Genomic DNA, 12,951 nt, shown 5'->3' on the forward strand with positions numbered 1-12,951 from the left:
CCTCAATCCTGCTTCACCCAGGGCTCGGTCACGCGGACATATTTGATCGCGCGGCGATGGAAGGTAAAGGCCATATGGATCGCACCATCGGCGGTCTGCTTGACCGAGGGATAGGACAGCTCGCGATTGGTCTGGTCGCGCGAATTATTGGTCATGCAGTAACCGTCGCCGGTCTCGACATCGCGCTTGGCCCACGAGCGTCCTCCATCGGCGGAGATCGCCAGCGTCATCGGCGCCCGCGGTGCGCCCCAGAACGCGGCGCGGCCGTCCGCTTTGCTGCCATCGCCGGAGAGCACGGGCGGAAGGTCGTCCTCGATCTCGTCATAGAGCGAGAGGCGGCGCCCGGTCGCGTCCCTGGCACTGGAATCGTTGAAGACCAGCGCGAGGTGGCCGTTATCGAGCCGCGTCAGCTGGATCGAGGAGTTGTTGTTGGGGAGCGAAGTCGGTTCCGGCACCGACCAGGTCCGGCCGTGATCGGTGGACCGGCTCTGATAGATATTGTCGGCCCAGCGGCTGCGATACATCGCGAGCAGCGAACCGTCGTCGAGGCGCACGATGCTCATATGCACGCAACCGCGGCTGTCCGGCACGTCGATGTCGCGCCAGGTCCGGCCGGCATCGGACGAGATTTTTACCGCGCTGGTGTCCTCGTCGCCGTTCCATTTCCGGCCCGGCGTGCTGTGGCAATAAAACACGGGCAGCAGCCAGTCGCCATTGCCGAGCACGACGATCGGCTGGCGGATGAAGGTGCCGCGGCCGCGGTGCTCCGGAAACAGCGTCTCGATCGGACCCCAGCTCTGGCCGTTGTCGCGCGAGAGGCGGCGGCGGATGATGGCGGTATCCTGATTGCCCGCCAGCTGCGCCGTCCACATCAGCCAAAGCGTGCCGTCAGGGGCAGGGAACAGCACCGGGTTCTGCTCCGAGCGGCCGGAATCGTCAGACAGTTTTTCCGCAGCCGACCATTGCGTCGCGCCGTGAGGCAGCCGCGAGAAATACACCGAGATGTCGGACATGCCCTCCTGCGTGCCGCCGAACCAGACGCAGGCGAGATCGCCATTGGCGAGCGGCATCAAATTGGCGGCGTGGTTCTGCACGCAAGGCGAGGGAATGAAGGCGTCGAACCTGTCAGCGTCGCCGGTCGCCGCACGAACGGCGCCGTCGGCCGTGATCTCGCGTTCGGTGGTCACGACCTCGGTAACGATGGTCATGTCGAGGTCCTTTCCACCAAGCCATTGGGTTGCGCGGCCTGCGTCGCGACGGGCGCGTGGCCCATTACCAGGCGCTCGATCGCCATCACGACGAGCGGCGTCGCGGCGGCGATGTACATGTTGTCGATGCCGAAGGGGTTGCCGAGCAGGTACCAGACCGTGGTCGAGACGGCGGCGCCGATCAGGCCGGCGGTAGCGCCGCGGTTGCTGGCAAACAGCGGCAGATAGAATCCCATCATCGCCACCATCGTGATCGACAGACGCAACGCCCGCGTGAAGAACGACAGTTTCAGGATCTCCGGAATGAAGAACACGAAGAACAGCGGCACGATCGCGATCACGATCGAGAACACGCGCGTCATCTTCAATTCGCGTTCCGGCGTCGGCTGCCAATAGGGCACGTAGAAATCGCGTACCACCAGCGAAGCGATCGCGAGCGCCACCGTGCAGACGCTGACGAAGATCGAGGCGACCAGTGAGGTCGTCACGAAAGCCGAGGCCAGCGGCGGCATCTTCTCCAGGAACACCGGCAGCGCGTAGAGGCTGTTCATGTCGGGGTAGAGGAATTTCGCCGCGACGCCGATCAGGGCGAGCAGGAAGCCGAGCGGCAGGCAGAACGCGGCGGCATAAAAGGTCGCCTTGCGGGCGTCATTGGCGCTCGGCGTCGAGGCGACCGCCTGCACGATGAACTGGGTCGAGAAGATCGCGCCGACGGTGCCGAAGGTCCAGGCAAAGATGGTCGTAAAGCCGATCTTGCCGTCCCAGCTGAAATAATAGGCCGGCAACTTGGCCTGCATCGGCGCGATGCCGCCGGTCAGCGACATCGCGACCGCGAAGATGATGATGACGCCGACGACCTTGAAGGCGCTGTGCAGGATCGTCACCCAGGCGACGCCCTTCAATCCGCCGAACACGTAGTAGAAGGTCGAGACGGCGGCGATGATGCACATCGCAACGGGCATGCTGACATGCAGCGCGGTGGCGATCGCAGCGGCGCCGCTGACGTAATTGCCGACATTCACCAGCAGCAGCGCGTAGATCATGATCACGGAGACGGTGAGCATGGTCGACTTGCCGTATTTCTGCGCGATCGCCGCCGAGATGGTGTATTCGCCGGAATTGTAAAGCTTCTTCACCATCAAGAGGCCGAACAGCAGGAAGCCGATCGAGGCGCCGAGCACGGCCCATCCCGCCGCCATGCCTGATTGAAACGCTTCCTGCGCGGTGCCGACGGTCGATTTGGCGCCGACGAATTCGGACATCATCAGCACGCCGACGACGATGGCCGGCATCGCGCGCGAGGCGGTCATGAACTGATCGCTGGTCCGGCTGCGCAGCTTCAGTGTGAGCCAGGAAGTGAAGGCGATGTAGGCCACGATCATCGTGACGATGAGCGTGCTTTCGCCGTTGAGCAGGGCTTGCATCTCTGACGTTTCCTCTGGTGGCGCGGGACGCGGTGTTGGAGCCCGCTCATGTCCGGCAAAATGTTCGGAATGCGAACAATTGTTCTTTAAATCCATTAAACCTGCCCGAACGCGGTGCGTCAAGCGCGCGCGTCGAGGCACCGGGGAAATCCGGGGTCCGGAGAGCGGGTGGAGTCATGACGCGACCGCGGTCGCGGCGCTCTAGCGGGGCGGCATCTTCTTGCGTTTGCGCATCTATTCGGCGCTGCGTTTCCAGGCGCCGGTGCCCAGCTTGCCTGTGATGACAGCCAGCGCATCGTGGATTTCGTAGGCGCCGCCGTCGCTGTAGCCCGACAGGCCTCTGGTCGCGTGCAGGGTCCAGCGGCCGTTCGCGGCGGTGATCGTGCCTTCGTGTGGACGCGCCGAGCGCTGCGGCTCGGCGTGAAATCGGTAGGTGCCGTCGCCCGTGATCTGCCAGATCCAGCGCGACTGCCCGCGGCCGCTCGGCATCATGATCTCCCAGGTGCCGACCAGCGCGGGATCGATCGTTGGCGTCTGCGCGGGAGCAGGGGAAACGACGGCCGGAAGCGGGCTGGCCTCGGCGCCGGCGGTCGGCCGGCCGGCGAGATAGATCGCCTTGCGCGACAGCGAACCGTAGACAAATGGCTGCTGCTCGTTGCGCGTCGCCTCCATCACGTCGTCGCGCACATTGCGGAACATGAACGTCACCTCGACGCCAGGCGTCTCGATGTTGCGCAGGAGGGCCGCTGCAAACGGGCTGTTGCGCGCGTCGCCGTCGAGCGCCGTGGTGCCGTCGCGTGCGGCATAGGCGACGAGAACGTTGCCGACGGGCTCGATGCGGCCGAGCCCGTTCGCGGGGGCCGCACGCGTGGCGATCGATCTTTTCATCTTTGCGGCAAACGGATTGTTGCGGCAGGCGTCGAGAATGACGAGACCAAGGCTCGTTGTGTTGGACACCTGCAACATCACGCTTTGCAGATTGATGGCTTCGTTCGCCGCGTCGGTGTCCCGCTTCATCTCGGCATCAACGGGAATCAGCCAGTTCTCGCCATTGATCTCCATGCCATGGCCGGCGAAATAAACCGCCGCCATGTCGGCGCCGGCGGCGTCGCGCCCCAATGCGATCAGGCCGCGGCGCATGTCGTCGAAGCCGGCGTTGGTCGCCAGCGTGACAGTGAAGCCAAGCCGCTTCAGCGCCGCGGCGATGTCGCTGGCGTCGTTCGGCGGGTTGAGCAGCGCGGGCACGTTCCTGTAGGCGCCGTTGCCGATGACGAGCGCGACCCGCCGGCCTTCCGCAGCAACAGCCGCGGGCGCCACGCCCGCCAACGCGGTTGCCGCCGCCAACCTTGACACGAATTCGCGCCGGTTCATCCTGAACTCGCTGGCTCGAACGAGGCTTGATCCTAGCGCAACCGGTCGGGCGGAGCCACGGGGCCTTCCTCAGTTCGCCGACAGCGCCGTCTTGGCGACTTCCGCCATCCAGCCCGATGCCACCGGGAGGATCGCGTCGTTGAAATCGTAGCGTGGGCCGTGCAGCTCGGCGCCGTCGCGCAAGGGGCCGTTGCCGATCCAGACGAACGCGCCCGGGCGCTTCTGGAGATAGAACGCGAAATCCTCGCCCGCCATGCTGGGTGCGAGGTCGCGCCGCACCGGTGCATGCACCTTGTCCGCGGCCGTGCGGGCGAAGCCGGCTTCCTCCGGCGCGTTGGTCGTCACGCCGACGCCCATGACGATATCGGGCGTGACCTTGACGTCGAAGCTGGTGGCGATGCCGGCGCAGACCTCGCCGATCCGCGCGAGGATGATGTCCTTCACGTCGTTGCGATGATGCCGCAGCGTGCCGCGGATCACGACCTTGCCCGCGACCTGGTTCGACGCGGTGCCGCCCTCGATCGTGCACAGCGAGAGCACGGCGGTGTCGAGCGGATCGACGCTGCGCGAAACGATTCCCTGCATCGCCACGATCAGATGGCCCGCCGCCATCACGGGATCGCGGGTCAGATGCGGCATGCCGGCATGCCCCGCATGGCCCTCGATGGTGATGGTGACGCGTCCGCCGGAGGCCATCACCACGCCGTCATGGACCGCGATGGTTCCGGCCTCGAGGCCCGGCCAGTTGTGGAAGCCGAACACGCGATCCATCGGGAAGCGCTCGAACAGCCCGGCGGCGACCATCGCGCGCGAGCCGCCAAAACCTTCCTCGGCCGGCTGGAAGATGAAGTCGACGGTGCCGCTCCAGTCGGTGTCCGCGGCAAGCAGCGCGGCGGCGCCAAGCAGCGAGGCGGTGTGCCCGTCATGGCCGCAGGCGTGCATCACGCCCGGGTTTTTCGAGGCATAGGCAAGCCCGGTATCCTCGGTGATCGGCAGCGCGTCCATGTCGGCGCGCAAGCCGACGCGTCCCTCGGCCGATCCGCGCGTCAGCGTCGCGACCACGCCGTGGCCGCCGATGCCTGACACAAAGGGAATGCCGAGCTCGGTGAGCCGCTCCTGCACGAAAGCGGCGGTCGCCTTTTCCTGCAGGGACAGCTCGGGGTGGGCATGCAGATGCTGGCGCCACGCGGTCAGTTTCTTGTGCAGTTCGGGGGTCAAGGCGCGGCTCTCTCGAATGGTGACGACTGCCGCCACTCTAGCCGATTATCCGCGCCCTGCATCAAGCCCCCTGGAATGCCTCGCGTGCAGCAACGCGTCCCTACGCCGCAAGCTTCGCCAGCCCCTTCCAGTCAAAGCCGATGCCATGACCCGGCCGGTTCGGCGCGACCGCGTGGCCGTCCTCGAGCACCAGTGGGTGCTCGATATATTTGTCGAGCCCAAAGCCGTGCGCCTCGAGGTAGGAGCGGTTCGGGCAGGCCGCGAGCAGATGCACGGTGATGTCGTGCGCGCCGTGGCTGGTGACCGGCAGGTTGAAGGCCTCCGCCAGCCGCGCGATCTTCATGAAGGCGCTGACGCCGCCGCAATTGGTGACATCGGGCTCGGGATAGGACACCGCGCCTGATACGATGTAGTTCTTGAACTCCCACAGCGAGCGGAGATTTTCACCCGCCGCGATGGGCACGCCGCCGGCCTGCATGATGCGGGCATGGCCCGCGACATCGTCGGGGATGATCGGCTCCTCCAGCCAGGTCAGATCATGAGGCACGAAGGCACGCGCGGCGCGGATCGCTTCCTCGACCGTCCATTTCATGTTGGCATCCGCCATCAGCGGAAAGCCGTCGCCGAGATGCTGTCGCATCGCCGCGACGCGCGCGACGTCGGATTTGAGATCGGGCCGCCCGACCTTCATCTTGATGGCGCGAAAGCCTTTCGCGAGATTGCCGTCGGTCTGCTTCAAGAGCGCCTCGACCGAGAGATCGAGGTCGATGCCGCCGGCATAGCACGGTACGTGGTGATCAAAGCCGCCAAGCAGCCGGAACAGCGGCAATTTGGCGCGTCGGGCCTTCAGATCCCACAGCGCGATATCAAAGGCGGAGAGCGCGAGCACTGCCGGCCCACCGCGGCCGCCATAATGTAACCCCCACCAGACGTCGTGCCAGAGCGCTTCCGTATCGTCGGCCTCGCGGCCCTCGATGATGTCGGGAATCTCGCGGGCAAGGATGTCGGCGACAGCGCCGCCATTGCGCCCGACAGTGTAGGTGTAACCGACACCTTCGGCTCCATCGACATCGCGGATCCGGCAGGTGATCAGCTCGAATGCCGCGATCTTGCCATGGGTGGAGTCGGACAGCGTGACGGGCAGGGGGATCCGGTAGAGGGCGGATTCGACGGTTGAAATGCGCGGCATGCGGCCTCCCTGCGTTTTCTTTGCAGGCTAGGTCGACGCATCCCGCCAGGCAAGCTCGGCCGGTGCAAGGCAGCAATTCGTCACGCGAAGAAGCGGCGCAACTCGGCGGCGACACGGGCCGGATCGCCCTCGTTGTCGGCCGCGATATGGCCGGCGCCTTTCAATTCAACGCGCGTCGCGTTCGGCAGAACCTCGACGAGCGCATCGAGCGCAGCCGTGAGATAGGCCTGGCTGCGGTCGCCGCCAAGCAGCAGCGTCGTCGTGCTCAAGCGGCAAAAGCGAGCGAGATCGCCGGCCGTCTCGGCGATCAGCTCGATGTCGTAATGAACCGTCGGAATGAGCGTCGCCAGAGGCGGCCCAGTGCCCACGCTCGCGTTCGGGCGGAGCCGCATCATCATGGCGAAGAACGATCGCAGGAGAGAGGCAGGGAGCTTCGTCATCACCTCGTCGTCGCCGGTGCCCATGAGCACGGCAACAAAGGCCGCCGGCAGATCTCCCTTCGCCAGGGCCGCTTCATAGGGCGCACCCCAATAGCGCGGCTGGACGGCCCCGAATTCGAGCGGCGGCTCGTAGAGAGCGAGGCGCGCGATCGCCGGATTGACCAGCGCGGTGTGCAGGGCCACCACCGCGCCCGCGCTCAAGGCAAACACATCGCGCGCGCCCGTCTCGGCGAGCAGCCGGCCGAGATCGTCGACCTCGGTCGCCATGCAGTGATCGGGCCGGAACGGTCCGCTCAGGCCTCGTCCCCGACGATCCGGGATGAGAACGGTGAAGCGGTCGGCGAGCGCTGCGCCAAGGTCGGTGAAGCTCGCTGCGCTCTGCATCGCGCCATGAAGCAGCACCAGCCCGGGGCCTGCGCCGAGTTGCCGATAGCCAATGACGGTGCCGTCACCGGCGACAAACGACCGCTCCGAGCTCACGCGATCCGCTTACCGCATCGTCGCAAGCTGCACGGCCAGCGCGCAGGCGCGGTCGTATTCGTCGAGATTGATCCACTCGTCGATCGTGTGCGCCTCGTTCTGGCCGGCGCCGAAGGTCACGGTCGGAACGCCGTGGCGAACCATCCAGTTGGCGTCGAGGCCGCCATTGGCGGTGCGCACGTTCGGGGTGCCGCCGACCGCGGACACCGCTTCGACCGCGCGCTTGATGACGGGTTGGTTGTCCTTCATGCGGAACGGATAATAGTCGGTCTCGGCCTTGAACTTGACCTTGCCGGACTTGCCCTGCGCATTCGTCACCTTCTTCGCCGCTTTCTCGAACGCGGCCTTGTAGGCCTTGGTGATCTCCTTGAAGAACTTTCCGTCATGGCTGCGGCTTTCGCCGCGCACATGCACGTAGTCGGTGACCACGTTGGTGGCATCCCCGGCGGGGCGGCCCTCGCCGCCGGTGACGGGGCCGACATTGCTGGTGCCCTGCCGCGCGCTCGCGCCCTTGCCCTTCACCACCTTGCCGAACCAGCCGCCGGCCTTCACGTCGGCCAGCGCGAGCGCCATGATCATGGTCGAGGAGATGCCGCGCTCCGGGGCGACGCCGGCATGCGAGGCGCGGCCCATGATCTCGACGGTCCAGCGATCCGCGCCGACCGCGCCGATCACGACATTGGAGGCCGAGCCGCCGTCATAGTTGAACGCCATCACCGGTGATCCCAGCTCGTCCAGCTTGACGTGGCGCGCGCCGTAGAGCCCGCTCTCCTCGCGCACGCAGAACAAGAGCGTGATCGGCGGGTGGTCGAGCTTCTGCTTTTCAAGTTCGGCCGCCAGCGTCACCAGCACGCCGCAGCCGCAGCGGTTGTCGCCGCCGAGTGCGGTCTTGGCCTCGTTGACGATCTTGCGGCCCGATTTTTTCGGCTTGGCGCCGGCGCAGAGCGGCACGGTATCCATGTGGGTCATGAACATGATGCGCGGCTGGTTGTGCAGCGCGCCGCGGCCGGGGAGGTCGACGATGAGATTGCCGGTCTCGGTCGGCACGGGAATGCGGGTGTTGGCGTCGTCGAGCCGGATCGCCTTGTCGGGCACGCCGCTCTCCTTCAGCGCGGCGGTGAGCTCACGCCCGATCGCCGCCTCCTGTCCGGTGACGCCTTCGATGGCGAGGAAGCGCATGAGGCGGTCGGTGGCGGCTTTGGTGTCGACAGGCATGAACGTCATTCCCTTGCTGCAATGTGAGCGCCAGCATCCCCTGCGGCGCGCACTTGTGCAAGGGCCTCAGACGCTCCGCGTATATGCAAGGAAGGTCATCGCGCCGAGCAGCAGCGCCGCCGCCATGAACAGCAGCACGGCCGGCAGCCCGGCGAAGGCGGCGACAGCGCCGGTGATCGACTGCATCAGCGCCGCGCCGAGGAAGAAGGCCAGGTTGATCGCCGCGAGCGCCTTGCCCGCGGTCTGCGCGTCGACCAGCTGCCGCGACATGCCGAACAGCAGCGGCTGGGCTGAGGTGGCAAGGCCGATGAGCACGAACAGTACCAGGTCATAGAGCGGCGGCATCACCGGCACGCCGAACAGCATCGAGACCAGATAGTGCGGCGCGCCGAGTGCCATCAGCGCCAGCAGCAGGCCGCCGACCATATGCGTGCCCGCCACCAGTTCGCGGCGGCGGCTGAGCTTGCGGTCGATCATGCCGACGCAGAGGGGGCCTGCGATCATCGCCAGCGTGAAGGCGCCGAGCTGGTTGCCGGCCTCCACCCGCGACAATCCCTTGATCTCCATCAGCCACGGCCCGCCCCACAGCCCGCGCAGCACCAGCGAGGTCGCAAGCGACACCAGCGCCAGCGCGATCAGGCCGCGCAGAGGCCGTGAGAAGCCGAGCCTGAGCACCTCGATCATCTGCGACAGCGGCGAGGAATCGTCCTTGTGCTCGGCCGGCTGGCTCGGCACCAGCAGGAACACGGCAAGCGCCACCAGCACGCCACCGAGCGCCGAAATCCAGAACCCGGCGCGCCAGCCGTAATGGTCGACCACGAAGGCGAGCGGGCTGGACGACAGCAGCATGCCGATATTGCCGATCGAGAGGATCGCGCCCGACCACAGTCCGAACCGCGCCGCCGACAGCTGCTTCGCCGCCAGTGTCATCGGGCACATCAGCATGCCTGATGTGGCGATGCCGAGCAGCACCTGCCCGATGGCAAAGCTCGCAGGCCCCGTCGCAAAACCCGATGCGATCGCGCCGATCACGGTGCCCGCGAGCAGGCTGAGCGACACCGGCCGCACACCGAAGCGATCCATCGCGGCGCCGACCGGGATCTGCGCAGCCGCAAAGGCGAAGGGATAGACCGAGGTGAGGCTCGCCAGTGCCTGCGGTTCGATGTGGAAATCCGCCGCCATCACATCGAGGCTGACCGCCGGGATGGTGCGCAGCAAGGTCGAGAGCATGTGCCCGCAGGCGAGCGCCAACAGCGCAAAGATCAGCGCGCGGGTGCCATCGCCCGCTTCTTCCGTGGCAACCGCAGTCATCAGCGTCCCGTCCCGGCAAGGGATTTAACAAGGGTTTGGGCCGGGTTACATGATTGCGGAGGGCGTGCCAATGGCGGGAGAGGGCTGCTTATCGCATGGCCCGCCAGCCGTGGCAGCACAGCGTGACGTGGCGTCAGGCCGCGGCCTTTGAATGCTTGCGGCCGACCAGCACATGCGCGCCGTCGGCCTCGATCCATTCATCGTGCAGTTCGCCCTCGGCGACGGAGAAGATCTGCCCCGCGCGGTAGCTGATGGGCTCGCCGGTCTGTCTGACGACGAATGTACCTGATATCACCAGCCCGCGGACCTCGAAATGATGCCGGTGCCGCCCCTTGCCCGGGCGGGGATCGAGCTTCTGGTATTCGATCTCCTGAAAGCCGTCGTTCTTGAGCTGCTGTTCGAAATCGCGTTCGTTCATGCACCCCTCCCGCCGGGCGGCCGCGCCGATGGCGGACGGCCGAACGGGTCGAGGATAACGGCTTCGCGCTACGGCAGCAAACCTACCGCTTCGTCGCTGCCAGAAGTGCCGTCGGGTAGACCGGCTTGGTGAAGAACTGCGCACCGGGCGGCAGCGGCCGGGGTAGCGGACGACCTGATATCACGATGATCCGCATGTCGGCGTTCTGCTGCTGCGCGTAATGCGCGAGATCGACGCCATCCATTTTCCCGACCAGATTGATGTCGGTGACCATCAATGTCGGGTGTTTCATCTTGAGCGCCAGCGCGGCGGTCTCACCGTCCTCACACTGCAGCACCTCGAAGTTCCGATCCTCTAACATCAGCGAGAGCATCTCTCGCTGAATGTCGTCGTCTTCGACGACGAGCGCGGTGGGACGATGCGGTTTCGAATGACCCATGATTGCACCTCACTTCCCAGCATATGTTAAGTTCGAAGGTGACGATTCCGTTCCCGGTGTGGTGCGCTGGGTTCCGCTCTCGCTGGAGTTGCACAGCGGCTCGAAATGTCGGCCCTCTGCAGGGGCCAGCGGTGCTCGCAAGCCCGCCGGCGTTGGTTGCGCAGCTGCAAGTACGGCTGCTAAGATCAAAGTGTCACACCCGGGTATCCCGATGCTGCGGTCCTTCGAAAAGCTCTGTCAGACAGCCAATGCCGATCTGTTGATCGCGGCTGACAGCGAGCATGCCGCGGTGGTTGGTGGCAACGATTACTCGATGCCGTGGCACTGGCATGATTGCCTGATGTTCATCTTGCCAAGCCGTGGAGCGATCGAGCTCAAGCATGAGAGCCGGCGCGAAGGCACCTGGCTGTCGCAGGACCGGTTTGCAGTTGTGCCGGCCGATCGGGCTCATGCGACCCAGGCCGGCATCGGTTCGCACAGCCACGTCGCCATGTACGTCACGCATCCGGCCATGCAGAGGCTCGACAAGGAGATCGGCTCCCTGAAGGAATTCCGGCGGCGCACGCAGGCGACGACGCTGTTTCGCCGGACTTCCCGGCTGCGCGCGTTGCAGGAGCTTTCAGGCCCGGTCGAGGCCAGCGGTTATGGCAACGCCCGGGTTCGCCAGGGCCTGTCGTCGGCCCTGCTCATTCAATGCATTGCCGAGGTCATGGCCGGAGAGGCCGTATCGGGCGCCTCGCATCGCGAGCACGCGGTGGCGCTGGTCGACGACCTCAAGGACTATCTCACCCAGCACGTCGATCAGACCGTTCCGCTTGATACGCTCGAGGAACGCTTCGGCGTCTCGCGGCGCCACATGACCCGGCTGTTCCGCGAACTGACCGGCTCGTCCATCGGTGAATTCCAGCAGAAAGTCCGGCTCGAGGCCGCCTGCGAACTGCTGAACACGACCGACCTTCCGATCGGCGAAATCGCCTTCCGCGTCGGTTTCGAAAGCGGCGCGGCGCTCGCCCACGCCATGCGCCGGGAAAACGGGCAGTCGCCGAGCGAGATCCGCAAGCGCGTGGCCCGCTCGATCAAGAATTAGGGCCCGACCGACCGCGCAGCCGTCGCGCCGCGGTCATACCCTCCATCTCGTGAATTCTGCGTGACGGTTTTGGGCGGCCGTGTTGCTGGACCTGGTCTGGCGTTGCGACCATCGAACCTCTCGCATCTCGATAAGGCTCCCTCACGCGCTTGATCATCTTTGGTCCGGCGTCGATGCGCCATGCGCGTCGGCGACCGGGGCGATGTGCGAATGCGCATGAGGCAACGGGGATTGCGTGATCAAGGTGACGACCACAAGGGAACGAGACGTTCGATTTGTCAGCGTGTTTGCCGCGGGGCCTGGCGGCGGCAATCCCGCCCCGATCGTCATCGACGCGGCCGGCATGTCGGATGCCGAGATGCAGAACGTGGCCCGAACCTATGGCCACGAAAGCGGCTTCGTCCTGCCGCCGCCGCAAGGGTCCGGGTGCGATTTCGAATTTCGCTTCTGGGTCCCCAACCATGAAATGTCGATGTGCGGGCATGCGACGGTCGGCGCGGTGTGGCTCCTCGCAAGGCTTGCCAGGCTGCGCAGAGACAATGTCGCGATCTCGACCAAAAGCGGCCGGGTCGAGGCGCGTGTCGAAAAGTCCGGACAGGACACTCTGGTCGAGGTGTCGCAGCCCGCAGGCTATGTCGAATCGCTGCCGAACGCGCCCGGAATCGAAGCCGACATTCTCGAAATCCTCGGTATCGACGCCGGCGACCTTGCGCCGCTTCCGATCCAGAACGCGCGCACCAGCCGGGTGAAGACCCTCATCCCGCTGAAGAGCGTCTCGATCCTCGATAGCCTGAAGCCGGATTTCGCTGGGATCGAGCAGCTCTGCGCCCGGATCGGATCGACCGGGCTTTATCCCTACGCGGTGTCCGACCGTGACGCACAAATCGTCGATGCCCGCCAGTTCCCGCGCTCGTCCGGTTACCCTGAAGATGCTGCGACAGGCATCGCGGCGGCCGCCTTGTCGTTCGGCCTGCTGGAGAACGGGCTCGTCGAACCATCGGCCCGCCGGATCACAATCCGTCAGGGTCGCGCGATGAAGCGGCCCTCCGAAATCTCGGTCCGTTTCAATCTCGAAGGCGGGCGAGCCAATGGCTGCTGGCTCGGTGGAATCGTGCAGCCGACCGATTGCGACAAGATCCTGTGAGCCAACC

Annotated in this window: 12 protein-coding genes; 2 read left to right on the forward strand and 10 right to left on the reverse strand. The window is 65.7% G+C overall.

Annotated elements, in window-relative coordinates; all coding sequences use genetic code 11:
- Positions 1-2: 2 nt before the first annotated feature.
- The 10 genes from JQ631_RS02095 to JQ631_RS02140 all read right to left on the reverse strand — a co-directional run bounded on the left by JQ631_RS02095 (position 3) and on the right by JQ631_RS02140 (position 10,713).
- Positions 3-1,208 (reverse strand): sialidase family protein, encoded by a 1,206-nt coding sequence (locus JQ631_RS02095; RefSeq protein WP_212323544.1) that lies wholly within the window; start codon positions 1,206-1,208, stop codon positions 3-5.
- On the reverse strand, positions 1,205-2,632 hold the full coding sequence (locus JQ631_RS02100) for a sodium:solute symporter family protein (protein ID WP_212323545.1): 1,428 nt from the start codon (positions 2,630-2,632) through the stop codon (positions 1,205-1,207). Before JQ631_RS02100 ends, JQ631_RS02095 begins: the two co-directional genes overlap by 4 nt.
- Before the next feature lie 234 nt (positions 2,633-2,866).
- Positions 2,867-4,003 carry a caspase family protein gene (locus JQ631_RS02105; RefSeq protein WP_212323549.1) on the reverse strand — a complete coding sequence of 379 codons (1,137 nt, stop codon included), beginning with the start codon at positions 4,001-4,003 and terminating at the stop codon, positions 2,867-2,869.
- 69 nt (positions 4,004-4,072) lie between these two features.
- The gene (locus tag JQ631_RS02110; protein ID WP_212323551.1) at positions 4,073-5,221 is read right to left on the reverse strand and encodes an amidohydrolase; all 1,149 of its coding nucleotides are present in this window, start codon (positions 5,219-5,221) and stop codon (positions 4,073-4,075) included.
- A 100-nt stretch (positions 5,222-5,321) separates the two neighbouring features.
- Positions 5,322-6,410, reverse strand: a complete 1,089-nt coding sequence (locus JQ631_RS02115; RefSeq protein ID WP_212323553.1) for a mandelate racemase/muconate lactonizing enzyme family protein — start codon at positions 6,408-6,410, stop codon at positions 5,322-5,324.
- An 80-nt stretch (positions 6,411-6,490) separates the two neighbouring features.
- Positions 6,491-7,330 carry an alpha/beta fold hydrolase gene (locus JQ631_RS02120; protein WP_212323555.1) on the reverse strand — a complete coding sequence of 280 codons (840 nt, stop codon included), beginning with the start codon at positions 7,328-7,330 and terminating at the stop codon, positions 6,491-6,493.
- A 9-nt stretch (positions 7,331-7,339) separates the two neighbouring features.
- Positions 7,340-8,545, reverse strand: coding sequence for a M20/M25/M40 family metallo-hydrolase (locus JQ631_RS02125; RefSeq protein WP_212323557.1), 1,206 nt, complete (start codon positions 8,543-8,545; stop codon positions 7,340-7,342).
- Between the two features lie 66 nt (positions 8,546-8,611).
- Positions 8,612-9,856 (reverse strand): MFS transporter, encoded by a 1,245-nt coding sequence (locus JQ631_RS02130; RefSeq protein ID WP_212323559.1) that lies wholly within the window; start codon positions 9,854-9,856, stop codon positions 8,612-8,614.
- Positions 9,857-9,989: 133 nt separating this feature from the next.
- A complete protein-coding gene (locus tag JQ631_RS02135) occupies positions 9,990-10,274 on the reverse strand; it encodes a cupin domain-containing protein (RefSeq protein WP_212323561.1) in 285 nt (94 codons plus the stop codon).
- Positions 10,275-10,356: 82 nt separating this feature from the next.
- Positions 10,357-10,713 (reverse strand): response regulator, encoded by a 357-nt coding sequence (locus JQ631_RS02140; protein ID WP_212323563.1) that lies wholly within the window; start codon positions 10,711-10,713, stop codon positions 10,357-10,359.
- A gap of 259 nt (positions 10,714-10,972) precedes the next feature.
- Here JQ631_RS02140 and JQ631_RS02145 point away from each other — a divergent pair, with 259 nt between their 5' ends.
- The gene (locus JQ631_RS02145; protein WP_212323565.1) at positions 10,973-11,800 is read left to right on the forward strand and encodes a helix-turn-helix domain-containing protein; all 828 of its coding nucleotides are present in this window, start codon (positions 10,973-10,975) and stop codon (positions 11,798-11,800) included.
- Between the two features lie 244 nt (positions 11,801-12,044).
- Positions 12,045-12,944: a PhzF family phenazine biosynthesis protein gene (locus JQ631_RS02150; RefSeq protein ID WP_212323573.1), complete on the forward strand. Its 900-nt coding sequence runs from the start codon at positions 12,045-12,047 to the stop codon at positions 12,942-12,944.
- Positions 12,945-12,951 lie beyond the last annotated feature (7 nt).

The sequence above is a fragment of the Bradyrhizobium manausense genome, from assembly GCF_018131105.1.
Lineage (GTDB): Bacteria > Pseudomonadota > Alphaproteobacteria > Rhizobiales > Xanthobacteraceae > Bradyrhizobium > Bradyrhizobium manausense_B.

What these genes read in the sequence shown, in the direction of transcription:
- JQ631_RS02095 (WP_212323544.1), bottom strand. Translation starts at nt 1,208, where the DNA reads ATGACCATCGTTACCGAGGTCGTGACCACCGAACGCGAGATCACGGCC.
- JQ631_RS02100 (WP_212323545.1), bottom strand. Translation starts at nt 2,632, where the DNA reads ATGCAAGCCCTGCTCAACGGCGAAAGCACGCTCATCGTCACGATGATC.
- JQ631_RS02105 (WP_212323549.1), bottom strand. Translation starts at nt 4,003, where the DNA reads ATGAACCGGCGCGAATTCGTGTCAAGGTTGGCGGCGGCAACCGCGTTG.
- JQ631_RS02115 (WP_212323553.1), bottom strand. Translation starts at nt 6,410, where the DNA reads ATGCCGCGCATTTCAACCGTCGAATCCGCCCTCTACCGGATCCCCCTG.
- JQ631_RS02125 (WP_212323557.1), bottom strand. Translation starts at nt 8,545, where the DNA reads ATGCCTGTCGACACCAAAGCCGCCACCGACCGCCTCATGCGCTTCCTC.
- JQ631_RS02130 (WP_212323559.1), bottom strand. Translation starts at nt 9,856, where the DNA reads ATGACTGCGGTTGCCACGGAAGAAGCGGGCGATGGCACCCGCGCGCTG.
- JQ631_RS02135 (WP_212323561.1), bottom strand. Translation starts at nt 10,274, where the DNA reads ATGAACGAACGCGATTTCGAACAGCAGCTCAAGAACGACGGCTTTCAG.
- JQ631_RS02140 (WP_212323563.1), bottom strand. Translation starts at nt 10,713, where the DNA reads ATGGGTCATTCGAAACCGCATCGTCCCACCGCGCTCGTCGTCGAAGAC.